This is a genomic window from Synechocystis salina LEGE 00031 (genome assembly GCF_015207985.1).
Taxonomy (GTDB): Bacteria; Cyanobacteriota; Cyanobacteriia; order Cyanobacteriales; family Microcystaceae; genus Synechocystis; species Synechocystis salina.
This window is the reverse complement of sequence record NZ_JADEVV010000038.1, coordinates 1-23668: the sequence shown is the minus strand read 5'-3', so window position 1 is coordinate 23668 and position 23668 is coordinate 1. Positions and strand designations below refer to the sequence as shown.

17 protein-coding genes and 2 pseudogenes are annotated in these 23668 nt (G+C 47.6%); 15 read left to right on the top strand and 4 right to left on the bottom strand.

Annotated elements, in window-relative coordinates; all coding sequences use genetic code 11:
* Nucleotides 1–8 precede the first annotated feature (8 nt).
* From IQ217_RS13030 to IQ217_RS13020, 4 genes and pseudogenes are all read left to right on the top strand, one after another.
* Nucleotides 9–1196 carry a glycosyltransferase gene (locus IQ217_RS13030; RefSeq protein ID WP_194020271.1) on the top strand — a complete coding sequence of 396 codons (1188 nt, stop codon included), beginning with the start codon at nucleotides 9–11 and terminating at the stop codon, nucleotides 1194–1196.
* Between the two features lie 205 nt (nucleotides 1197–1401).
* Nucleotides 1402–6195, top strand: coding sequence for a twitch domain-containing radical SAM protein (locus tag IQ217_RS13025; protein ID WP_228024101.1), 4794 nt, complete (start codon nucleotides 1402–1404; stop codon nucleotides 6193–6195).
* A 16-nt stretch (nucleotides 6196–6211) separates the two neighbouring features.
* A pseudogene (locus tag IQ217_RS19515) lies at nucleotides 6212–6424 on the top strand (SPASM domain-containing protein); the annotation flags it as partial.
* Between the two features lie 291 nt (nucleotides 6425–6715).
* A complete protein-coding gene (locus tag IQ217_RS13020; RefSeq protein ID WP_228017280.1) occupies nucleotides 6716–7891 on the top strand; it encodes a twitch domain-containing radical SAM protein in 1176 nt (391 codons plus the stop codon).
* A 104-nt stretch (nucleotides 7892–7995) separates the two neighbouring features.
* Here IQ217_RS13020 and IQ217_RS13015 read toward each other — a convergent pair whose 3' ends face one another.
* Entirely contained in the window at nucleotides 7996–9042 is a 1047-nt protein-coding gene (locus IQ217_RS13015; RefSeq protein ID WP_194020269.1) for a WD40 repeat domain-containing protein, read from the bottom strand.
* Between the two features lie 399 nt (nucleotides 9043–9441).
* Between IQ217_RS13015 and IQ217_RS13010 the strand changes: the two genes are divergently transcribed.
* Together IQ217_RS13010 and IQ217_RS13005 are read left to right on the top strand one after the other, a co-directional pair.
* Complete coding sequence (locus IQ217_RS13010; protein WP_194020268.1) at nucleotides 9442–11739, top strand: hypothetical protein; 2298 nt, start codon at nucleotides 9442–9444, stop codon at nucleotides 11737–11739.
* Nucleotides 11740–11901: 162 nt separating this feature from the next.
* Complete coding sequence (locus IQ217_RS13005; protein ID WP_194020267.1) at nucleotides 11902–12312, top strand: hypothetical protein; 411 nt, start codon at nucleotides 11902–11904, stop codon at nucleotides 12310–12312.
* On the opposite strand, the gene larB is transcribed toward IQ217_RS13005, so the two are convergent.
* Entirely contained in the window at nucleotides 12280–13077 is a 798-nt protein-coding gene (gene larB, locus IQ217_RS13000) for a nickel pincer cofactor biosynthesis protein LarB (RefSeq protein WP_194020266.1), read from the bottom strand. The two genes, IQ217_RS13005 and larB, sit on opposite strands and share 33 nt — an antisense overlap.
* A 51-nt stretch (nucleotides 13078–13128) precedes the next feature.
* Nucleotides 13129–13794: a M23 family metallopeptidase gene (locus IQ217_RS12995; RefSeq protein WP_194020265.1), complete on the bottom strand. Its 666-nt coding sequence runs from the start codon at nucleotides 13792–13794 to the stop codon at nucleotides 13129–13131.
* A gap of 351 nt (nucleotides 13795–14145) precedes the next feature.
* On the opposite strand from IQ217_RS12995, the gene IQ217_RS12990 reads away from it, so the two are divergent.
* The 4 genes from IQ217_RS12990 to pgeF all read left to right on the top strand — a co-directional run bounded on the left by IQ217_RS12990 (nucleotide 14146) and on the right by pgeF (nucleotide 17394).
* Nucleotides 14146–14805, top strand: coding sequence for a TIGR00266 family protein (locus tag IQ217_RS12990; RefSeq protein WP_194020264.1), 660 nt, complete (start codon nucleotides 14146–14148; stop codon nucleotides 14803–14805).
* Between the two features lie 19 nt (nucleotides 14806–14824).
* A complete protein-coding gene (locus IQ217_RS12985) occupies nucleotides 14825–15505 on the top strand; it encodes a TIGR00266 family protein (protein ID WP_194020263.1) in 681 nt (226 codons plus the stop codon).
* A 63-nt stretch (nucleotides 15506–15568) separates the two neighbouring features.
* A complete protein-coding gene (locus IQ217_RS12980) occupies nucleotides 15569–16423 on the top strand; it encodes a TIGR00266 family protein (RefSeq protein ID WP_190599248.1) in 855 nt (284 codons plus the stop codon).
* 176 nt (nucleotides 16424–16599) lie between these two features.
* On the top strand, nucleotides 16600–17394 hold the full coding sequence (gene pgeF / locus IQ217_RS12975; RefSeq protein WP_194020262.1) for a peptidoglycan editing factor PgeF: 795 nt from the start codon (nucleotides 16600–16602) through the stop codon (nucleotides 17392–17394).
* Nucleotides 17395–17578: 184 nt separating this feature from the next.
* Here the strand turns inward: pgeF and remA are convergent, their stop codons facing one another.
* Nucleotides 17579–17848 (bottom strand): extracellular matrix/biofilm regulator RemA, encoded by a 270-nt coding sequence (gene remA / locus IQ217_RS12970; RefSeq protein WP_010874197.1) that lies wholly within the window; start codon nucleotides 17846–17848, stop codon nucleotides 17579–17581.
* Nucleotides 17849–18152: 304 nt separating this feature from the next.
* Here remA and IQ217_RS12965 point away from each other — a divergent pair, with 304 nt between their 5' ends.
* From IQ217_RS12965 to IQ217_RS12945, 5 genes and pseudogenes are all read left to right on the top strand, one after another.
* Entirely contained in the window at nucleotides 18153–19592 is a 1440-nt protein-coding gene (locus tag IQ217_RS12965; protein ID WP_194020261.1) for a cyclic nucleotide-binding domain-containing protein, read from the top strand.
* A gap of 52 nt (nucleotides 19593–19644) precedes the next feature.
* Nucleotides 19645–19959 carry a hypothetical protein gene (locus IQ217_RS12960; protein WP_194020260.1) on the top strand — a complete coding sequence of 105 codons (315 nt, stop codon included), beginning with the start codon at nucleotides 19645–19647 and terminating at the stop codon, nucleotides 19957–19959.
* A 33-nt stretch (nucleotides 19960–19992) separates the two neighbouring features.
* A complete protein-coding gene (gene scpB / locus IQ217_RS12955) occupies nucleotides 19993–20484 on the top strand; it encodes an SMC-Scp complex subunit ScpB (RefSeq protein WP_194020259.1) in 492 nt (163 codons plus the stop codon).
* A 266-nt stretch (nucleotides 20485–20750) separates the two neighbouring features.
* The gene (locus IQ217_RS12950) at nucleotides 20751–22439 is read left to right on the top strand and encodes a DUF3352 domain-containing protein (RefSeq protein ID WP_194020258.1); all 1689 of its coding nucleotides are present in this window, start codon (nucleotides 20751–20753) and stop codon (nucleotides 22437–22439) included.
* 275 nt (nucleotides 22440–22714) lie between these two features.
* Nucleotides 22715–23401: pseudogene (locus IQ217_RS12945) on the top strand (transposase); the annotation flags it as partial.
* Nucleotides 23402–23668: the final 267 nt, after the last annotated feature.

Here is a 23668-nt window from a genome sequence, read left to right as displayed (position 1 = left end):
GTGGACAAATGGTCACCTTTGTCTTAGCAATTACCGTAATCTCCTGCCTGATTTGGTGCTTTTTGCTGGGGGGCTGGGGAAATTTTTGGCGCTGTGACCAGGTTTTAAACTTTGATCAGCCATCGCCGTTAAAGGACTATCCCCCCGTAGCGGCCATTATTCCAGCTCGGGATGAGGCCAGCGTCTTGGGTCAAAGTTTGCCCAGTTTGTTGCAACAGCATTATCCTGGCCCGTTAAGAATCATTTTGGTGGATGACCAAAGTAGTGATAACACCGGCACTGTGGCCCAACGTATCGCCACCGATTTAGGCTATGGCGATCGCCTGGAAGTGGTGTCGGGGCAACCGCTACCCCCTGGGTGGTCAGGAAAATTGTGGGCAGTGGAACAGGGCTGGCAAACAGTGCAGTCGGACAAGCAAAGTCCAGAATCCTGGCCCGAGTATATTTTCCTCACCGATGCGGATATTACCCATGGCCCCCAAACCATTAAAGCCTTGGTGGAAAAGGCCCAGCGGGAAAATTTAGCCCTGGTATCCCTGATGGTGCTGTTGCGCTGTGAGAGTATTTGGGAAAGATTACTGATTCCAGCCTTTATTTTCTTCTTCCAAAAGCTCTATCCCTTCCCATTGGTGAATAATCCCCACCATAAAACGGCGGCGGCGGCGGGGGGCTGTATTCTTATTCAACGGTCATCTTTACAAATCATTGGGGGCATTGAAGCTCTGAAGGAAGCACTAATCGATGATTGCACCCTCGCCCAGAAGGTAAAAACCCAAAAATCACCTATTTGGTTGGGGCTAACTAGGGAAAATTGGAGCTTACGGCCCTACGATCGCCTAGAAACCATTTGGCAGATGGTTAGCCGCACTGCCTATACCCAATTGGATTACAATCCCCTGCTGCTACTAGGCACCCTTCTGGGCATGGCTTTGGTTTATTTAACCGCCCCCATTGCTCTAATGCTGGCAATCATCTGGGGCGATTTACCTCTGGCTTTATTAGGATCTTTTACCTGGGTCTTAATGGCGATCGCCTATGGCCCGACCTTAAAATTCTATGGGTGCTCCCGGTTTTGGGGTTTATCCCTACCGTTAATTGCCCTGTTATATAGCCTCATGACCCTCGATTCCGCTTGGCAACATTGGCGAGGTCGGGGGGGCAGCTGGAAAGGCCGGGTTTATCCCCAGGGGTCTTAATTATTTTTTAAAACCTATTAAGAAATTTGGGAATATTATTGAGTTAATTGATGGCTGGGGTTAGTTTTGTGGTAATTAATATTCTCGAAAAACCCCAGAATATTTGATGGTCAAAGATCTGCTCATGGTCGGTAAAGTGGCAGTCTGATTCGCCGTTGGATGGGGGGCTTATTTTGTCAAAGTCATTCCCCATATTTACTCGGCAATGAAATTCATTATTCTCTGCTATCCTCGTACCGGCTCTACTCTACTCATCACCGCCCTTGGCACTCACCCTAATATCTGTCAGGGTATGGATATTTTTAATCCCGAACAGGAAGGGGACGATCCCTGGGTGCATTGGCGTCGGCAAACCCTAGAGAATCTTTACGGCCATCAAGATAGCTATTTAAATGATCAAAAAAAATTAGATGGCGATTGCCTCGACCTCAGCCTTTTGGCCCAGACTTTCTTTAAAGATTTCGATGGCACCAAATTAATGTATGACCATTTGGGGCACAATTCTTCAGTTTGGGATTATCTCCGCTCAAAACAAGATCTACGGGTCATTGTCTTGACTAGAAATATTGTTGAAGCAGCTATCAGTTTTCGGGTAGCAATGACAACTAATATTTGGTTTTCTCCCAATGTCCACTCCCCAATTTGGTATGTTCCCGGTTCCTATAATCCTCCCCCTTCTCCCAGTTTGACCTACGAAACTTGGTATTTTGATTGGTTTTATCAATACTACTGCTCTGGTCAGAATTACTTTACGGGACTTTTTGCCCAAGAAGCACAACTCTGGGTTGATTACACCGATTTAGTAACTAATTGGGATGCGACACTAACTAAAATTCAAGCCCATCTCGGAGTGGATCCTATTGTCATTCCCAAAATGTTTGAAAAAAGAACCCAAGGCAATCTAACAACCCTAGTGGAAAATCACGAACAAATACTTAAACATTACCAAGATCATCCTATCTTAGCTTCCCACTTTCAAAGTGCTTTCCAAATTCAGGATTTTAATTCGAGCCAGAATTTAACACCAGACTCCCCCCGCTCCTTAACTAGAAATCAAGCTAACCCTGTCGCGTTAGATTTTTCGAAAACTTTTTGTATTTTGCCCTTTTATCAAACTGTGATTGATAACAAAGGCAAAATAAAGTTATGCAGTCAAACTTTGGCTCTAGATTTAGAATCGGAAGGAGAAATTCTTTCCCTCGAAAATATGAATCTGGATAAAGCGTGGAATTCTGCCTACTTCCGGAAACTACGCCATACACTAGTGACTGGAGAAAAGGCTGCTTCTTGTCAAAAATGTTACCAAAAAGAACAGGACGGCGGGACGAGTTTACGCCAGGTTTGCAATGCTCACTTCCCGACTAGAACGATTCCCCAAACTAGGGAAGAATTGGAAGCTGAAATAGGGAATATTATCACAAATGAACAAGGACAAGCGCCATTTCCTTCCGCTTTGCATCTCTGGTTGGGTAATACCTGTAATCTCAAGTGTCGTATGTGTTCCCAACAATATAGCTCCAGCATTGCCCAGGATCCGGTTCATTCCCGCTGGTATGGAGGCAACTCCCAAGGAGAAAACTCAGTGGCTTGGTCTGGACAAGAAGCAACCGTTTTTGAACAAGTTCTTGCCCATCCCGAAAACCTACGCTTTATTAACTTTTCAGGAGGAGAGCCATTAATTAATCCCTCCTTTATCCCTATTTTGGAATGGCTGATTAAACAAGATGCTGCTTCCCATATTTCCCTTTATATCAACACCAACGGAACTAAATATAGTCAGAAAATATCCCGGTTATTACAACAGTTTCAAGATGTGGAATTAGCCGTTAGCGTTGATGGGTTTGAATCTGTACAAAATTATATTCGTTACCCTTGTCGTTGGGAAAAAATTTGCTTTAATATTTTAGCTTTTAAACAGGATAATTTACGGGTTTCTATTCGACCAACAATTCAAGCTTATAATATTTTTAGTCTGCTTGATTTAGTCCGCTGGTGCGATGATAAAAAACTCTCATTTTATTTGGATCATATTCTAACGGAACCTCGTTTTCTTTCCCTAGATATGCTTCCCCAGGGAGTTATCAATGAAGCTTTAGAGGAATGGGAAGGCTATTTAAATAAGCAATGCGCTCCGGCCAATCTCTGGCACGTAGAAACTCTCATTGCCGCCCTTAATCGCCCTCGTCCAAGCCAAGAACAATTACAGATTTTACAAAATAGTTTTAGCCGTTTCACGAAAGAAATAGATCAATCTCGTCAGCAATCCCTAGCTGTGGCTTGTCCAAGACTATATCAATCTCTGGTTGCTTACGGAGTCAATTTCACTTTTTTACCCGCTCTAGACCAATCTAAAACTATGGCTCAACCCCTTACTCAAGCCTTGGCCACTGTTACTTCCTGTGAAGTTAATAATCAACATGGAAGCGGTTCTCTAATCGCACGCTTATTGACTGATGCACAACAAATTATATCTTTGCGCTCCCTGAACTTGTATGGCGGTATTCAGGAATTTGGAGATTTAGATTTTTGCGTTAATGTCAGGGACTTATCCCGAGAGGAAGCCTTAAATATGGTTGCTCAAAAAATTTCTGGACATTGGGTAAAGCAAATTTACTGTGTTCCTTATTTTTCTGAAGATATTATTTTGGCCCTCAGTCTTCAGAAAATTTGTGGAGCTCCAATGGCGATTCATTTGATGGAGGATCGCAACATCAATTTTAATGATATTGGGGACGACTTAATGACCGAATTTCTGTCTCAAGCAAGTCTCCGTCTAGTAACCCATCCAGAAATCCGAGAAGCCTATGAAAATAAGTATGGCTTGAAATTTTGGCTACTACCTTCGGTTGTCAGTCCAGCATTGATGGCTGATCCCCCAGTTCTCCCCAAAGATGCCATTCTTTATCCCAACTCCGTTGGCGCTTTAATCGGTGCTCTAGAACCTACAGAATTAATAGAATCGCTAAAAATAACCCTGACTACCGCTGGCATTAGTCTGGATTGGTACAATGGAGCTTCTGGGATTCCGGAAGAAGATCCCTTCACTGATCTGCAAACACATCCTGAATGGGTTCAGCAATGGGGTTTGCATCCTCGGGGGATTTTGGCCGAATCAGAACTGGTGGAAAATCTGAGGAGCTACCCCTATTTGGTTATTCCGGTGGGGACTAGGACTGTCGGATCTTCAGATCAAAATCCCCGCCTTTGGCGAGTTCTATTGGCGGTGGCAGCTGTTCATCGCCCGGTCATTGTTCTGGGCAACCTCGATTCTAGCTGTGCCCACTTCATAAAAAAATTTCAACTAGGTTTGGTCTGTAACTACGACGGGGAAGAACTCAAACAGGCAGTGGAGAAGCTCTGTCAACCAGAAATTCGTGATTTTATTTTTCATCAAAGTAGAGAACTTGCTCCCCAGTTGACATCCGATGGTCTTTCCCTTTGGTTAAAGCAATCTCTGGCGATCGGGAAACCGAAGGATTTTCGCTTTGAAAAACTTTTGGCTTATTCTCCAGGAGAAGGTTATCAATTTTCGCCGCCATCTCCCCCTGTTCTATCACCGGAAGAGGTCTATCGGGATTTTCCCCATACCATTGTCCACGCCTATGAGGGTCATATTGTGGGAGCCAATCATGTGGACTACGTTGATATGATGTCGGCCTGGGGTTCCAATATTTTAGGTTACGGCCATCCGAGGGTGGCGCAGGCCATATCGGAACAGTCTGCCAAATATGCGAATACAGGATGGGTAGGGCCAGAATGGTATCAGTTAGAATCCTTGTTATTGCGTCTAGTTCCAGGTGTTGAGGCTATTCATCTGGTTAAAAATGGTTCTGATGCCACGGCCGCAGCGGTACGCTTAGCCCGTCACATTACCAAAAGGGACATTGTTCTCCATAGAGGTTACCATGGCGTCCAGGATTGGTATATGGCATCTCTTTGTTGTCCTGGGGTACCAGAAAGCCAAAGAGCTCAGATTGTTACACTAGACACCCTCGACGTCCAGACTGTGGCAGCAATTTTAAAAGCCCATCCCCAGCAAGTGGCCTGTTTGATCATCGATCCTATGGTCTGGCCCATTCCTGACCGAGAAACCCTGACAGTAATCCACACCCTATTGCAAGAAGCAGGAACACTGCTAATTTTTGATGAGGTCGTTTCTGGATTTCGAATTGCCCCTGGGGGAGCTCAGGAATTTTGGCAAATCCAAGCGGATTTAGTCTGTTACGGCAAGTGCCTTGCTAACGGTCTGCCTTTAGCAATTCTAGCAGGTGGTAAATCCCTGATGGCAAAGGCATCTGAAATTAATTACGGTCTGACTTTTGGTCTAGAGGCAGTATCCATTGTGGCGGCAGTGGCCACTATTAGTGAAATTGTAGAACGAGAAATTTGCTCTGAGCTGGCTGAGAAGGGGCGATTTTTGAAACACTCCTATGATCAACTTTGTCAAAACTATGGCATAGAGTCGGCATTAGTGGGCCATGATTGCCGTCCTGAGCTTTGGTTCTCACTCACCTGTTCCCTAAGTCCAGACTTTTGCAAAAATCTTTTGATCCGCGAACTAAGTACTCAAGGAGTATGCACCTACGGAATTTTTAATCTTTGCTATGCCCACACTCAAAAGGATTTAGATCAAGTAGTCATTGGCCTACAGAAGGGTTTGGAAATTCTTGCTTCCTTATGGCAGGCACCCCAAAATTGGGATCGAAAGCGAACAGAAATTTTGGGGCAGAAGGTTGAGACGCTCCAAGACCAATTAAAACAATCCGAGCAAACTATTAAAGCTCTCAATGAGCAGTGGAAAAATTCCCAATATACTTTGCACAAAACCCTAACAGAGAAACAGGAATTGGCCCGAGAGTTAGACAGTCAATTTCAACAAGCTCTTCAAAATTTGACTGAGGCCAGAGCGGAAATTGAAGCTATGCAGACCAGCAAATTTTGGTGTCTTCGAACCCAATGGTTTCGGCTAAAACGAAAACTAGGGCTCCCGATTACCTGACGCTACTTTATTTTCAATGCTTTCATCTACATTTTGCGTATTGCCATTTACTCAAGCCATGTTGCTCAACGATGGCCGGGCTCGCTTGTGTTGTCGTAGCTACCAGGATCTTCAAGTTCAGGGAAACTCCTTGTCGATCCATCATCACACTCTGGAGGAAATTTGGAACTCTCCTATCTATCGAGAGATTCGAGACCAGATGCTGGCGGGACAAATTGTGCCTGCTTGCCGACTATGCGACACCGTTGAGGAGGAGGGCGGTACTAATCTGCGTCAGTTAATGAATGATTCTTTACATCTGCAATCTTTAGGGTTAGCTAATCAGGATGACCTGTTAGCAATGGTCAAAACTATGGCTAGTTCCGATAATCGAATATCGCCTCCAAGGGCTTTACACCTCTGGCTAGGGAATCGATGCAATCTAAAATGTCGGATGTGTTCTCCCCACTTTAGTTCCCAAATTGCCCTTGATCCTGTTCATCACCAATGGTCTGGTGGACTGGCCCAGTCTGAGCAGTTGTTGCCTCATTATCGCAGAGGTGTTTACTACTGGGGTTGGGGAGACTGTCAACTAAAGGGAAGTCAATGTACGAGAAAACTTGCGAGTGGCACCGCTGGAATAAGTTTTCCAGATCAAGGAGGGGCTACGATTGGTTTAAATCTTCAGGGCTGGAATTATGGGCAGGAAACTCTCACTTTGTCGTTGCAAAATAAGTCTGGTGATTTGTCTGAAAGAGCCTTGCCTTCTGGGCCCTGGCAAGTCCACTGGAATTTGGAGCCAAAGCTCAACAAGGACAATGTTGAATTAGTTCTATCCCTAAGGGAAGAGGGTTGTTGGGTGGAGGTTGATAATCTGACAATCACTAGGCAAAGCTATGGTCAAAACGGAGAATATGAGCCATTTTGCAGTCGGCTCCCTTACCCGAATTCCTGGAGCAGCAACGAAGAAGTTTTAGAAGAGCTCTTTCGCTCTCCTCAAGAGTTAAGACTTTTGCAATTTTCCGGCGGAGAACCATTATTACAGCATCGTTTTTATGAAGTTTTAGAAAGATTAATTGAAGGAGGTCATGCTTCTCAAATTGAACTATATATTTCGACCAATGGCATGGTTTATGCTAAGAAGCTTCCGACAATGTTAAAAGAATTTAGGGTTGTGGAATTAGCTTTTAGTCTTGATGGTTACGGAGCATTGCAAGAATATATTCGTTATCCTTCCCAGTGGAAGTTGGTTGAGAAGAACATAATCGCCTATTATCGAGCAGGTATAAGGGTCTCCATCCGTGTTACCCCTCAAGCTTACAATATTTTTGGATTACTAGATTTAGCTGATTGGTGCCAAAGAAATCAATTTCCTTTTTATTGTGAAAACATACTTTGGTCACCACAGTTTTTATCCCTAGACATGTTGCCACAGGTAGTAGTTAATGAAGCTTTAAAAAATTTATTAAACTACAAGCAGAACAATGGCATGAATAGAGCTTTAATTCAACAAATTGAGGCCGTAATTTCAGTTCTCAAACGTCCCCGATCGCCCCTTGAGCAATTAACACAACTCCAGAGTCAATTCATAGATTTTACTAAGGCGTTGGATAGCTCTCGCTCCCAGCAGTTGGCCGTGGCTTGCCCTCGTCTATACGAGCAACTGCCCTATTTTGCCAACTCACCCCACCCTACCGTTGATTGCCCTGTTATATAGCCTCATGACCCTCGATTCCGCTTGGCAACATTGGCGAGGTCGGGGGGGCGGCTGGAAAGGCCGGGTTTATCCCCAGGGGTCTTAATTATTTTTCAACCTCTAAGTTAGCGGGCAAGGGTGCTCAGGTCCCAGATTTTCACGGTTTTATCCTCCGCACCACTGTAGAGAGTATTGCCGTCGGGACTAAAAGCCAGGGAAAGAACCCAACCTTGGTGTCCCCTCAGGGTTGTAACCTGTTTGCCGTTGACTAAATCAAAGATCATGATAGTCCCTTCCTTATTGGCGGTGGCTACCCAGCGATTATTGGGGGAAACGGCGATGGTATTAATTTCTAAGCTGGGGCCTTTGACGGTGAATAACTCTTTGGCATCGGCTAAGTTCCAGGCTTTGACAAAATTCCGTACTGCCCCCACCAGTTTTCTCCCATCGGGGGTCACAGCTAAACCGTTAATGAAGCCAGGCTGCTTGGGAGAGGTGCCCAATAATTGGAAAGTGTTGGCATCCCAAAACTTAATGGTGCGGTCCTGGCCGATCGCCCCGGTGATGAATTGACCACCGTCGGGGGTGAAAACAACACTGGTGGTGGGACCGAGGTTATCCGCTAGGGTTTGTACCAGATTGCCGGATTCCCGCTCCCAAATGCGAATGGTACGATCGCCACCGCTAACGCTCACAACGGTTTCCCCATCAGGGCTAAAGGCCACACCACTGACCTTCTCTGTATGCCCGGCCAGGGATTTCACCCTCATGCCGTCCCGCACCCGGCGTATATCAACATTATTGTCAGCGGCGATCGCCAACCATTGACCGTCGGCACTAACGGCCAAATCGGCAAAATTATTGACCGGACTCCTTTGGCTATAAACTACCTCTTGGTTAGCTAAATTGAGCAGGGTGATTTGGTTGTCCGCCGTAGCCACGGCTAGATATTTACCGTCGGGGGTAACATTGAGAGCGGTAATAATTCCTTGAAAACCGCTGAGATTCTCCACTGTTACCGATGGGCTGGCCCCAGTTTGAGCCACCACATAGGGGTTAGGGACGCTACCGTTGGCGCGGGCACTCTCGCCTGGGTAGACTAAACAGGCAACAGTCAAAAAAAATGTAACGGGGCCAGAAAGTTTTTTCAATCGGGAGAAATAGTTATCCATCTTAAAAAATAGTTAAGTTACTAAAATTTGTGTTTACTTAATTATAATAGGCGTTACTTAGGGTCCTTTTATAAGCTTTTAGTCCGCCTTTTAAACCGACCCACTGGAGCTCCAGTGATAGCAAGGAATTTTTGTTGATCTTCCCTCTTAATAAGATGCCTGGGGACAATTAATTCTCATTTTTCGCCTTTTAGAATAGACTCTCAGGTAATTTATATTAAAAATACCGTGCTGAAAAAATGCCACTAAAATACATAAAATTGGTCACATTCGCACTAGCCATGTTTTACCACAAAACCGATAAACAGTTTGTCATTAGTTGACAAATTAGCTTATATTTAGTTAATTTATTAAGACTATTTTTAATTCCTTTCGATTTATCTTGGATTATTAAAATATATGAAGGTGTTTCGCTGGCTACTTTATTTCGCTACGCTTAGTTTGCCAGGAATAATTCCCTGCTCTGTTTTAGCTAATGAAATTCTCGATTTTGCCAACTTTACCCCTGCTACGGCGGAACTAAATGATGCCTTACTATTGGAAAATTCAATTCAATTAGAGCCCTTTGTAGTAGAAAATCTTGCCGATTCGAGCACTGCTGAACTAAATCAGGAACCAGGGCAAACCTCTCTCGATTCCAAAGATAACCTGAATGCCAGTGCCTCAATTGCCGAAGATTTAAAGAGCCAGCCGTCACAATTAAAACAGCCTACAACCCAAGCGTTAATCGAGTCTACAAAGAAGGAAGAACAAACTCTTTTACCAGCAATAAATCCAGAAAAAAATTCCTATCCGGAGGACATTACCCAACAGTTGACTGACACAGAGAATAGTGAACAGCCCATCCCTAGTCCAACAGCCAGCACTGACCAAAATAGCGGTTGGCAAATTTTTATTACCCCCGGTGCAGTCCTGCCTATTAACGCCTATGGATCAGCCAGAATTAGGGGAGTTCATGGTGATTATCACCTTACCACTGCGGACATATTGGAGAGATTAACAGTTTATGCTGGGGGCAGAGTCGAAGCTTGGCACGGTAATTGGGGCATTATTTTAGATGGGTTTTATTACAATTTAAAAGGAGCATCCACCGGTCAGCGGGACAATTTTCCCGGTTTAGCATCTTTTAGCCCAATCAATTATTTACTCAACACAGATATAAATAATCGTTTGAATGGAATTAGTGGTATTCTTACCGATCAGTCGGTCATTTTGCAGCAAAAGAAAAGTGATATTAACCAAAGTCTCACCCAAATTCAATCTGAGTTTGAACAGGTGCGTAATGCAGCTCCCGATCGCCAAGAGTTGATGGCGGCGATCGCCTCAGCTTCGGCCAAAATTGAAACGCTGCAAGCCCTAGGTAATGCTGTTGATCGACAGGCCATCGGAGCCTGGGCGGAAAAAATTAATGAACTGAAAAAAATGGTGGAGGAGGGGAACCTTGGTGAACGGGAAATCGAACAAAAGTTAACCCAACTCCAGACCGCCTTGGGCACCATCCAGGGTTTTCGGGACAGTGCCATCGGTTCCATTGATCGTTTAGAGGACCGGGTGCAACAACGGGTGACGGAAATCCAAACCTTTGCTTCCCAGTTGCAAAACCTGCGGGAAGAGACTAGACAATTGCTGGCCACATTACCCCTAGAAGAAATTGACCGCCGGGATTTGGCCAAAATTGCCCTGGGGGGACTGGATAAAATAAAACAAATTGAGGGCGATCGGGACCGTTCCACTTTGGAAAATATTATTGACCGGGTCGAAACAGCCCAGGATAAGTTGGAGGCGGTGCGTACCCTACAGACGGAAATTCAAAGCCGCATTGCTAATCTGCGTTCCAGGGAAGATCTCGGAGCATTGCAGAAAAAATTGGCGGAAACCAGGGAGAGGGTGGGTCAAGTGCGGGAGGCGATCGCCAATCTCGAGGAAATTAAGGATTCCCACCTGGGGGAAATTATCCAAACCCTCCAAGACAGTAATGCCAAAGAAAACCTAGTGCAACTACAAACCGCATTAAATACGTTGCAATCCCTCAAAAATAATGCAAATTTTGCTGACACATTACAAGATTTAGCCGAATTAGACCAAATTTTAGCCAACGAAGAGGAGGTAATTGCCGCCATTCAGGCTGAACTTTACGGGGCAGGGCAACGGGATTTAAGCATTGATACCAACACTGATTTATCCGTTAGCGAAACCACTGTTGATCTAGCCATTAGCTACCATTTTGGCAACGCCCGTCCCGTCTACGGTTCAGGGTCCCAAAATCGAAGTTATCCCCAGTGGTGGTTTGAACCCTACATCGGAGCAAGGTTAATCAATCTCAGCCTCGCCTTGGACCAGACTACTAACTACAACTACAACAGTTCTCTAATTTCCCTGGGGGGACAATTCCAAATTAATGAAACCGCTAGCCGTACCTGGATTAATCCCTTGGTGGGGGGGAAATTGGGGGTGCAGTTAACGGATACCCTGGCCCTTTGGCTCCGGGGGGATGTGTCCGGCTTTGACCTATCGGGGGATGCGGATTGGAACTGGAAAGCTATTTTAGGACTAGATTACTATTTAAGGGAAAACGTGGCTATCCAGTTGGGCTACCAATTTTATAGTTTGAAATACGGGCAGGGTAATGGCAACAATGGTTTTGACTTTTCCCTGAATTTAAATGGCCCCTATGTGGGTTTGACCTTGCGGCTTTAGACGTTGTGGAGTTCGTTGATTTTTCCCAGGAAATTTATCCTGAAAACGGAGCTTTCTGCCCGACGAAATCCCCTTGAACACCGTTGTAATTCCCCCCGGATATGGCCACTGGTACCATGGCAGGGAAGGGTTTAGTCCCAAGCATTTTAATCTATCGAACTAATGAAACCTGAATTTGCCACAGTCCAGGCCTGGGAACAGGCGGATTGCCTCATGCAACCAGCCCTAATCCGCACCATTGACCATCTGCGGCAAGGCTTGGAAAGCTGTTCTTGGCGTAGTCGCTACGAAGAGGTGGAGGAACCCATACCGGGGCATCGGTTAATTCTGGAAAATGAGGAGCAAACCTATGGGGTCAACATTTGGGATTTATGTTTTCAAGTGTGTTTTGCCAATTACCAGCCCCAGCCCTTTGGGGATCAGCTGCCGGACGAGGATGAAGTTTTCACGGCGGAAATAGACCAACAATTGTTCAATGACCAAGGGGAGGTGGATTGGACTAAATTAGACGACAAAGCTCGCCATTGCGTCACAACCCTCCTAGCGGCCCTGCCCACCGTGGGGCAAAGCTGATTTTAGGCGATCGCCGGTGCGGAGAATTTGTCCGGCCAACATGGCCGCCCCAAAGCCGTTATCAATATTGACCACCGCTACCCCCACCGCACAGGAATTGAGCATGGTTAACAGGGGAGCCACGCCGCCAAAACTAGTGCCATAGCCGACGCTGGTGGGTACTCCAATCACAGGGCAGTCCACTAACCCCGCCACTACACTAGGCAAGGCCCCCTCCATACCCGCCACCACAATCAACACATCCATGGACTGAATTAAGGCCCGATGGCTTAATAACCGGTGCAGGCCTGCCACCCCCACATCCCAGATTTTTTCCACTTTGAAACCGCACAGACTCGCTGTAGTGGCCGCTTCCTCTGCCACAGGTAAGTCTGCGGTACCCGCACTGAGTATGCCAATGGTGCCGGGATGCTTAACCTGTAAAGGGGTTTGCAGTAATGCGCAGATTTTGGCCTGGGCGTAGTAGTGCAACAGGGGAATGCGCTCCCCTAAAATATCCGCCACCGCCGGCTCCACCCTAGTCACCATCACCACCGGATTATGCACCGCTAAGGCTTGGACAATTTGCTCAATTTGTTCTGGAGTTTTACCGGGGCCCCACACCACCTCCGGAAAGCCCGTCCGCAGTTGCCGTTGGTGGTCCACTTTGGCAAAATCATCGATCGCCTGGAAGCTGAGATGTTTAAGCTGCTCAAAACCCTCTTGGCTACTGGTGTGGCCGCTGGCGATCGCCGCGAGTAATTGTTGGAGGGAGTCTGGGGTCATCGGTGCAGAAAACTGAAAAACAGGGCCATTGACCATTCTGGCCTATTTGGGCTAGATTGCCCCGCCGTACATGGCCTGTAGCACTAGGGCCGGATCTACTAAAACTCCGTTATGGCGCAGTTCCCAGTGCAGATGGGGTCCCGTCGTGCGGCCCGTCATCCCCACCCGACCAATGCGCATTCCTGCTACCACCTGTTGCCCCTGTTGAAGCACAATGCCCCCCTGGCGATCGACCAAATACCTTTGGCCTTGGTGGACCTCCACCCGTCCCATTAAATGACAGTAAGTATGCTGCCAAGCACCGGATTGAATCCGTACCATAGTGCCACAACCGGTATGGTCCGACATTTCCACCACTGTGCCATGCCACCAATTACGAATATAACTTCCCAGGGGAGCAGCCAAGTCTAAACCATTGTGGAAAGTGCTAGCTCCAGCAGTGGGGGCCCGGCGGGGACCAAACCCAGAAGTATATTGCTGGAAATTTTCCACTGGAAAAGAAGCGTACTGCCAGGGATTACCGGAACTGGTCGCCACCGGAGCATATTGGGCAGTGGCCTGGTTATTGGGAGCCAAACCAATGGTTAAGGCGCTACTGGCTAGGACCAAAGCAAGGAGAACTATGAACGGCCGTCGCCGACGTTTTTTGCCCAAGGATTTGGGTAAATTTCCACTTAACCAATGCTTTTGACGACAAGTCCCCCAGAAAGAATTCATGGCACAATCCTCACACGTTTCACACTGCTCCCTAGTGTATGCCCAGAATTGTCCCCTGGCGACGGTTAACCTATCTCTGGAGACATACCCGGGTATGTTGAAAAAGCCCAAAAATGATCATTAATGCTTCCACCGCCCCTGATGGGGAAGCATTTGGCAAAAGTCTCCTCAGTAAATGGAGGATTGCAACGAGATTTTTCTGTGGAGAATTTCACTTTTACAGCGCGCCCCTAGGCTACTGACTTTAAGTTTTAAGCCCCGTCAAATTAGTCTTGGTTTGGTATAGATTGAGGCTAATTGGTTCAAAATGGAATCAATGTTGCTCCGTTGTTGTTCTTCCCCTGCTGAGCCGTGCTCTACAAAATTCGCCACTATCCCAACTCGGTGTTGGCCGTTACCCTCAAACCCAAGGAACGGCTCTACATTAACCCCGGTTCCCTAATTAGCATGGATGGGGGACTGATAATTAGTCGGCTGTGTGGAGGAGGCTGGCTGAGGGCCCTGGCTAGGTTTTTATTGGGCAAGGAAAACTTAATGGTCAACGCCATCCATAACCCCACCGATCAACCGTTGAGTTTTACCTTAGGCAAAGCCCTACCAGGAAATTTGACTCGCTTAGAATTACCCAAAAATGGCATATTCATCAACCCTGGAGTGCATGTTGCCCATACCAGCGGCGTCAATATGGGGGTGCATTGGCTTGGTTTCTCCAGTTGGTGGGCGGGGCAGGGTTTATTCGGTTTGAAACTCCAGGGCAAGGGCCGCGTCTTCCTTGGTAGTTACGGCACCCTCAACCAGTTATCCTGCCCCCAGAGTTTTGTGGTGGAACATTCCCATTTACTGGCGTTTCAGCCCAAGCTTAAGCTCAAAGTTAATTTCCCCAGGGGAATTATCGGTGATCTGCAGTCCGGTCGGGGGCTGAGTTCCCGTTTACAGGGCACCGGCAACATCTATTGGCAATCCCGCAGTTTAAGTAGTTTAGGTCGTTTTATCCGGCTACGACTGCGCTGATTTTTCCCCTGCCTGCCCTATGAAAATTAAACTTCTCAATTCCCCCCAAACGGCGATCGCCAGGGTAATCCTGGAGGCCAACGAAGAATTAGCGGCCCAGAATGGCTCTTTAATTGCCATGAGTCAAGATATCTCGGTGCAAAGTTCCGTGCGGCGCACCAGCGATGGGGGAGGGAAACAGACCAGCCGGGGCAATCAAATTAAAACCATGTTTTTAAACAATTATCAAGCCGGGGAAAATGGCGGCGAAATTTACTTAGCCCCTGCGCTGGTGGGCAACCTGGGGCACTATCAACTGGGGGGCAGGAAATTAATTGTGCGCCAGAGCTCCTACCTGGCATCCGATGGTAAGGTGGACATTTTCATGGGCTACAAATCCGCCGCCAAAAAAGAACCCTATTCCTGGCTAAGTTTGGTGGGCGTTGGAGATGTGTTAATCAGTTCCTTTGGGGCCATGTATTCCCTGGAAGTGAATGGCAAACAAATTGTCAACTCTGACCATGTGGTGGCCTTTGATAATAGCCTCAAAGTCAAGCAATATCAGGAGTTGCGTCCATGGCCCAAACGTCTGGTGCCCAAGCAAGAAATTCTCTATGAATTTAGTGGCACAGGTACAATTTTTTGCCAAACCCATGGTCCCCGCAGTTTTGCCCAGGAAGTGGGTCACCAGCTCAAACCGGAAAACTTCAAACTGCGCTAAATCAGTAAAATCACAAGTCGGAACCACTAATGCCATTGCCCTGTAACTAAAACCTGTCCCGCCATGATGGAAGAAGAATCCCTAGAAAAGCTCGAACAAAGTCTGGAACAGATTGATCCTGAAGAGGATTTGGAAGAGGATTACACCCAGCATCTCTTTGCCCATCCCCGGGAAGCAGGGGCGGACAGTCAAGGGCGTCCCATGGATGATGAATTTAATCTTCCCTACAGTATTAATGGCCATGCCCTGTACGCTACCCTGGAGCTGACTATAAAGCCCGGGCAAATTGTCTTTGTCGATGCCAACGTAGTCACCACCATGGACCGTTATATTCTCTTCGTTAACAAATTACGGGGAGGGCTACTGGATATTTTACGCAAAGCTCTCGGTACGGATGCCCTATTTCTCAATCAATTTACGGCGGAACAAAACGTTGGTCACCTCCAATTGGCACCGGCTCTACCAGGGGATATTTGCCATCACTTTTTAACTATAGAAAAGGGGATTTATTTGCGGGCAGATAATTTCCTCGCTTGTCAACCAACGGTGAAAATTGACACTAATTTCGCCAGCATGAAGCATTTTTATAACGATAGCGAGAGTTTTTTATTGCGTTTAGTCGGACAGGGGGATTTGTGGTTTAGCCTCTACGGTGGTTTGGTGGAGATTTCCATCGATGGCAACCTGGCCTATAACCCTGATTATATTGTTGCATTTGAAGATACCCTGGATTACGAAATGACTAAACAGGAAGGGCTAGCTACCGATCGCCTACGGGGGGATGTGTGGGGCGGTAAGGGCCGACTGTGCCGCTTCACCGGCCAGGGGAAAATTTGGCTCCAGGCCCGCCAGGCCAATAGCTTTTTGAACTATATCCAATCAATTCTGCTCAATTTACGTTTCCCCCGACTTAATTAGGGGGATCAACGGATTTACGGAAAACTTAGGCCATGCTAGGATGACCAGGTGAAATTAGGTTATGGGCACTAAGAATAGGCTTTTGAGCCAACAAATTAGGGCGGAAACCTCCACCACTTCCGATCCGCCGTCGAAATTAAAACCACTCAAACATCACAACTTTTTTGGCTAGACCGATGACAATGGGGGACAATCTCTGGGGATGGCAAAACATCAAGGGTTCACCCTATCTCACCTGTGCTTTGTTGGATCCTTGGTCCCATGGCTTTTTCACTAGGGCCTTCTATCCCCAGCTACCCGAAGTACTAATCAATTATCTTGACTCCCAAGGAAAAGCGTTGCGGGTCAAACAAGTGCATGGGGACGTGGCCCTAACGGCGACGGAAATTAGTCAAACACCCCCCGCCCCTGATAGTGTTCATCCCCCAGCCGATGGCGTGATTAGTGACGCTCCCCACCAGGGGGTCTGGGTGGCCAGTGCGGACTGTACTCCGGTGTTGATCGGTGATTTGACTAGTAAACGGGTGGCGGCGGTTCATGCGGGCTGGCGGGGTACCAAAGCCAGAATTGTGCCCAAAACCATCGACAGGTTTCTCGCCCTAGGTAGTGATTTAAGGGATTTACGCATTGCCCTTGGGCCGGCGATCGCCGGAGAGGTCTACCAAGTGGACCCCTGGGTGGCCTTGGAAGTGGGTCAGAGTGTGCCTGCGGTGCAAAGGTTAACCACAGAAGCACAGCAATGGGATTATTTATCCACCATGGCCAATCCGCCGGTATTGCCCGATGGACAACCAGAAAAATGTCGCCTCGATGTGCGCCGTATTAATGAGTTGCAACTGTTGGATTTAGGTTTGGCCCCAGAACAAATTGCGGTGGCCCCCCACTGCACCTTCCAAATGGAAGAACTTTTTTTCTCCTATCGCCGTACCCACACCAAAGAAGTGCAATGGTCGGGCATTGTCAGCCGCTGACGTGGAGACAAAATAGCGTTGACTAACATCCAATCTCAATTTCCTTCTTTGCCAGGGCTTAGAGGGGATATTCGTCAAGCTAGGATCGATAAATATTTCGATCCCCTTTCCGATAGCATCACCCCCTTTTAAACGGAGTTGGGGGCTGGCCAAAATTACCGCAGGAGTTCGGCAAATCAGCGGGTTACTTTTTCGCGTTTTCTTTAAAATCCTTATCCACCACAAAACGGTTAGCCACAGTTTCTGGTTGAATAGCCGAGAGAATTACTTGATTAGAGTCCATAATGATCACAGCCCTAGTGCGCCGGCCGTAGGTGGCATCAATCAACTGACTACGTTCTTTGGCATCGCTGATAATCCTTTTAATGGGGGCCGATTCCGGACTGACAATGGCAACAACCCGATTGCCAGAAACGATGTTGCCAAAGCCAATGTTGATGAGTTGAATTTCCATAGAGTAGGGTGGATGGGAAAGGAGAGGAGAAGGGGAAATGATCGCTTAGGTATTTATTAGAAGCAATGGTTAGCCTTCAAGAGGAAATAGCTGTTAGTTCCGTAATTTAGCTAACTAAGTTAAATTATGGCGAATTTCAGCCCATGCCTTCCTTTACTTTCGACTTTCAAGTCTTTTTCCGCGTCTATCCAGAGATAGATTAATCGGGAAAACTAGGTCTAACCAGCGGATTTGTCGTCAATTTGCCAAATATTTATGGCTGTCCCCACGGGAACTTGCCTTTGTCAACTTTCATGGAATTTTCATGCCCTTTGTTGCCATTGCTTTCTCCAAAATTTTTGATACCCTCGACGCCACCACTCTGAATTTTGGGCGCACCCAACTTTCCCTGTTGGACTTGTTCCAGTTAGTCCTATCGGCCCTGGCCATATTCGTTTTAACCCACTACCTCAACCGGGTTCTGCGGGGCATTATTCTGCGGCGTTTTATCTATGAGCAAGGCATCCGCTACATTGTGGCCAATCTGTTGAGCTATGGCATGGGTTCTTTTTTGTTTATTGCCATGCTCCAAACTAGTGGCGTTAACCTATCTTCCCTCACGGTGGTGGGGGGCACCCTGGGGCTAGGGATTGGTTTAGGCCTGCAAAATGTCACCCGTAATTTTGTCAGTGGGGTAACCCTACTAGTAGAACAGAAGGTGAAAATTGGTGATTACATCCGTTTCCAAAACATCCAGGGCTATGTGCGGGAAGTGTCCACCAGGGCGGTGGTGGTGGGACTCAAGGATGGTTCCAAGGTGATTTTGCCCAGTAGTCTACTGATCGAAAATCAGGTGATTAACTATCACTACGAAACGGAAACGGTGCGTTTGACCGTATCTGTGGGGGTAGCCTACGGCACGGAGCCGGTATTGGTGACAGAAACCCTGTTGATGTGTGCCTATAGCCAAGCCTGCGTGGTCAAAACTCCCCCGGCCCAGGTTATTTTCCAGAATTTTGGCGATAATGCCTTGGAATTTGAGCTCTGGGTTTGGATTGAGGAAAGATACATGGGCCAGCACCCGGAAATTCTCAGTGCCCTGCGCTACACCATCTGTTTTTACTTTAAGCGTAATGGCATTGGCATTCCCTGGCCCCAACGGGAACTGTGGCTAAAAAATCCCGAGGCGATCGCCAAATATCTGCGGCCAGATTTAGATTTACCAATTCCGTCTGACCAGGGGAAACAAGAGCCAATGATTTCCCTCAGTCAAGTCTTAAAATCCAGCGATTACTTTGGTAGTTTAAACGAGTTGGAAATTCGCCAGTTGGTGGAAATTGGGCAGTTGCAATCCCTCAAACCAGAGGAAGTGCTCTTTCGGGAACAGGAGCCCGCCGACGGTTTTTACATTGTCATTTCCGGGCTGGTGGAAGTGTACACCGACAAGTTAGGCCGGGTGCTGGCCAGCTTGGGCCCCGGTAGTTTCTTTGGTGAGTTAGCCTTGATGTTGGGCATTCCCCGCACCGCCTCGGTCAAAGCCAAGGAAAAATGCCTCTTGTTTGTGGTGCGGTTTCCCCAATTTGAACAGTTACTACAAACTAACCCTGATTTCCGTGAAGCCATTATCAATGCTTTGGGGGAACACCAAGGGGAGTTAATGCGCCGCAAAGAAGAACTGGCTACCAAGGGCCTCCTTGCTTTGGAGGAAGAAGATAGTAATATTATGAACTGGGTGCGTAAGCGTCTCCAGCGGCTATTTGGTTAGGGGCTTGATGGCCACGGATGGACGAGTTTTCCCAACTATTTCTGAGGTTATTATGGGCAATCGATCTCGCCTTGGGGCATTGACATCCCTTGGTTTAACTGTTGTCGCTCCCCTTGTCCTTAGTCCCACTTTTTCAGCCATGGCCGCGGAACCAACCCAAGCTCAGATACAAACGGCGGCCAGACTAATCTGCCAAGCTCTCGGTGAAGGGAAATCCCCCGATGTGGCTAGGGATGCTGCTAGGGCCTATTTGATTACGGAAGTGGGTAGTAGAGATTTGTTGAATGCTGACAATGTGCGCCAAAAGTTGCGCCCCGAAGTGGTGAAGCAATGCCCTGGCCAAGCCATGAAGCTAATTGGCCGCTGATGTTCTCTTCCCCCAAATACTTCTCCTTGTCCAATGCGTCTTGCCACCACCATTGAAGCGATCCTTTATCTCCAGGCTAAACCGGTGGCGATCGCCGATTTGGTCAGCATTAGTGGCCAGGAAAGGCCTTTAGTGGAGGATGCCCTGATGGAGTTGATGGAGGACTATGCCCACCGGGACAGTGCCCTGGAAATTATCGAAACAAACCAGGGTTACAGCCTGCAACTGCGGGCCGCCTTTCAACATTTGATCCAAGATTTTGTCCCCGCCGACCTCAGCACCGCTAGCCTCCGTACCCTGGCGGCGATCGCCATGAAATCCCCCCTACTGCAAACAGAATTGATCGAACTACGGGGCAGTGGGGCCTACCAACAGGTGCAGGAATTGGTGGAAGCGGGTTTTGTTCGTAAAAGAAAGCAAACGGAAGGGAGATCCTATTGGTTGGAGATCACCGACAAGTTTCACCAATACTTTGAAATTGATCGTTTACCAGCGGATTTTGCTGAAAAAAATTCAAATAAGTAAAAAAGTGAATATTCCATATCCAAAAACCAGTGTTGTGCCTGATCCGGATCGACTGATCCCGTAGTTGCCAATGAAGACCCCTGCGACAGAAACTCTGGCAGGAAGCTATAAGCAGGAAGCCAACTTTGCTGAACCGGCTTCGGGGAGGTTTTCACAACCGGTTTTATTTAGCGATTTTTCCCGCTCAAACAGCTAAAAAGATCGGGCAAGGCCGCCGACAGCCCCGATAATGGGAAGGAATTGTCGCAAGAGGGTATCAGTCCGTTGTGAAACCCCGTTCTTTTTTCGTTCTACTGGCCGCCGTTGCAATCTTCTTATTGACTTTAGCCGGCTGGGGCACTGCCCTGGTGCTCGGCCATAGCCCCCTTAATTTGACCCAGGGAGGGGTGAACCGTGGCCCCATGGCCCCAGGGTTAATTCCTGGCCAATCACCAATTATGGTGTCTTTGCTGGTCAATCCCGATCGCCTGGAGGCCTTTACCCAATTGGCAGTTAATCCTGGGCGGCGGCGTCGATCCCATCGGGAGTTGGCGGATTTGGAGCAGAGTTTACTGGCTAAAACGGGGCTGGATTATCGCAAAGAAGTGAAGCCCTGGTTGGGGGAGGAAGTTACCCTGGCGGTGACCGATTTAGATTACGACCACAATGGGGCCAATGGGGCTCAACCAGGGTATCTATTGGTGGTTCACAGCCAAGATCCAGAACTGAGTCGGGAATTTTTGCAACTGTCCTACGCCACTGCGGCGATCGCCGGAGATACGGATCTGGTATTTGACCGTTACCAGGGAGTCAAGATTACCTATAAACACCCCGTTAGCCCGGTGCCCAACGGCAATTTACTGGCCAGTGCAGTGGTGGGAGACTATGTCCTCTTTGCCAATCATCCCCAGGTTTTGCGCCAGGCATTGAATAGCTTGCAGGCCCCTTCCCTGAGCTTGGCCCAAACCGAAACTTACCAACAGGCCCTAGCTAGTTTGAGCGAACCAAAGTTGGGCATAGTTTATGCTAATTTTCCCGCCCTTTCTGCTTGGCTTGGCCAGCGACCGGCCATAGAGAAAAATTCTGACCAAACGGCGATCGAGCAAACCTTAACGGTGGCCTTGTCTCTCCAAGCCCAGGGATTGGTGGCCCACAGTGCTTTAACGGGGGTACCAAGGGGGGGAGCAGAGCCGGAAACAGCCAATGGCTCTTCTGTCGCGACTGATTTAGTTAATCTTCCCCCCAGCAGTAGCTTAGTCATTAATGGGCAAAACCTAGCTCAACAATGGCAACAGTTGGCCACTGGCTTAGCCCCCCATAGTCCCCTCCAACAGGCATTGAGCAAGTTAGTTAATGATTGGCAACAGCCCCTAGGTTTGGATTTAGCCACTGATATTTTTCCTTGGGTGCAGAGCGATTATCAATTAATCTTTTTGCCCAAAACTAATCCCAGCCAAAGTGATTGGGTCTTTGCCGCTCGGGACAGAGATGCCGCCACCACTGACTTAGCTTTAGAACACTTAGATCAATTGGCAATCGCCGCTGGTTACCAATTATCAACTTTGGATCTACAGGGACAACGGATATTGGCTTGGACTAGTCTCCAAACCCTGGCCAAGCGGAATATTACCAGCCTACAAACTCAGGTTAGGGGCGTCCATTGCCGAGTCGGTGATCGGGTGATTTTGGCTAGTTCCCTCGAAGCCTTGTCCCAAGTGTTAGACCAAACCAGTCCTTCCTTGGCCGATCAACCGGAATTTCAACAGGCATTGTCCACTCTGCCCGATGACAGTTACGTTTACCTCGATTGGCAAAGGGGAGAACCATTTTTTAGTCAACAACTGCCGGTGCTGAGGGTATTAGAGTTGTCCCTCAAACCCCTGTTTAAAAATTTACGATCCCTGACCATTAATCAAGAGCCTGGCTCCACCTCCATTAGTAACAGCACTATTTATCTCAATTTGGGAGTTGATTAGGCTGAAACACTGGTTAAAGTCCCTGGTTTCTCTAAGCTCGACTTTATCCATAGGGAAAGAAATGGGTGGAAGGTCGGATTAAATAATGAATCGAGGCGTGAAAGCAATGATACCACAGACATTTTTACCTCTGATTTTTGCTTTCCGATGCTTGTTCTCTGGGCAAATGTGGTCCTCAGCCGTAGTCTTACTGATATGAGCTATCCTTGCCCCAGGAAAGCGGACGGTGACATCAATTTTGTGGGTGATGGGTTTGGCTACAAGACAAACAATTTCAACGCTATCATCGGGTCTTAAATCGTGCCATCTGGTCCAGTCGCCAAGCCAGCCAAATACTGGCAAGATATCTGGTCTCTTTGTTCGCCCCCAATGGTCCCCTACTTCTGGGGTTAGACGACACGATAGAACGTCGTTGGGGAAGACGGATTGCGGCACGAGGCATCTATCGAGACCCAGTACGCTCCAGTGATAGCCATGTTGTCAAGGCAAGTGGACTACGTTGGTTGTGCTTAATGCTGTTGGTGCCAATTCCCTGGGCTCAGCGTACTTGGGCTCTACCCTTTAACACCGCTGTCTGGTACAAAACGGGCATGCCCCCTGTTCCCATTCGCTGGGTATTAGTCCGGGCTCCTCAAGGACAATATCAATCTCAAGCTCTACTCTGCACTGATTTAGACATAACCCCTTTAGAAATTCTCCAATGGTTTCGACAACGCTGGCAGGTGGAGGTTACTTTTGAGGAGGCTCGGGCACATCTTGGCATTCAAACTCAGAGGCAGTGGTCCGATAAAGCCATACTCTGCACCACTCCGGCTCTGTTAGCGTTGTTTGACCTTGTGACCGTCTTTGCTCACCACTCTCAGTCAGACTCTCCCTGGATTTTTCCTCAAGCCACCTGGTACTCCAAGCAGTACCCTACTTTTGTCGATGCTCTGGCCTTGGTTCGGCGACAGTTTTGGTGATTTCAGACTTTTCCCACATCCCCCGGAAACACCCATGTAGTAAAAATTTCCCCCCAATTGTTTGATACTTGGATTCATCTATTTTGCTATGCTCCCTGAATGGATAAAGCCGAGCTTAGTTGATGATGTTTTTGTTATTTTACGGCGGATTCTATGACGAGGTGGTACAATGAGGGACAAATATTCAGGGGAGTTCATCGAAAAGTAAAATGCCAGCTCTATCAGTTGATCTAAGAGAAAGGATAGTCAAGACCTATGAAGGTGGTG

Excerpts from the sequence above, each read along its gene's own strand:
- IQ217_RS13030 (WP_194020271.1), top strand. The coding sequence starts at position 9 with ATGGTCACCTTTGTCTTAGCAATTACCGTAATCTCCTGCCTGATTTGG.
- IQ217_RS13025 (WP_228024101.1), top strand. The coding sequence starts at position 1,402 with ATGAAATTCATTATTCTCTGCTATCCTCGTACCGGCTCTACTCTACTC.
- IQ217_RS13015 (WP_194020269.1), bottom strand. The coding sequence starts at position 9,042 with ATGGATAACTATTTCTCCCGATTGAAAAAACTTTCTGGCCCCGTTACA.
- IQ217_RS13010 (WP_194020268.1), top strand. The coding sequence starts at position 9,442 with ATGAAGGTGTTTCGCTGGCTACTTTATTTCGCTACGCTTAGTTTGCCA.
- IQ217_RS13005 (WP_194020267.1), top strand. The coding sequence starts at position 11,902 with ATGAAACCTGAATTTGCCACAGTCCAGGCCTGGGAACAGGCGGATTGC.
- larB (WP_194020266.1), bottom strand. The coding sequence starts at position 13,077 with ATGACCCCAGACTCCCTCCAACAATTACTCGCGGCGATCGCCAGCGGC.
- IQ217_RS12995 (WP_194020265.1), bottom strand. The coding sequence starts at position 13,794 with ATGAATTCTTTCTGGGGGACTTGTCGTCAAAAGCATTGGTTAAGTGGA.
- IQ217_RS12985 (WP_194020263.1), top strand. The coding sequence starts at position 14,825 with ATGAAAATTAAACTTCTCAATTCCCCCCAAACGGCGATCGCCAGGGTA.
- IQ217_RS12980 (WP_190599248.1), top strand. The coding sequence starts at position 15,569 with ATGATGGAAGAAGAATCCCTAGAAAAGCTCGAACAAAGTCTGGAACAG.
- pgeF (WP_194020262.1), top strand. The coding sequence starts at position 16,600 with ATGACAATGGGGGACAATCTCTGGGGATGGCAAAACATCAAGGGTTCA.
- remA (WP_010874197.1), bottom strand. The coding sequence starts at position 17,848 with ATGGAAATTCAACTCATCAACATTGGCTTTGGCAACATCGTTTCTGGC.
- IQ217_RS12965 (WP_194020261.1), top strand. The coding sequence starts at position 18,153 with ATGCCCTTTGTTGCCATTGCTTTCTCCAAAATTTTTGATACCCTCGAC.
- IQ217_RS12960 (WP_194020260.1), top strand. The coding sequence starts at position 19,645 with ATGGGCAATCGATCTCGCCTTGGGGCATTGACATCCCTTGGTTTAACT.
- scpB (WP_194020259.1), top strand. The coding sequence starts at position 19,993 with ATGCGTCTTGCCACCACCATTGAAGCGATCCTTTATCTCCAGGCTAAA.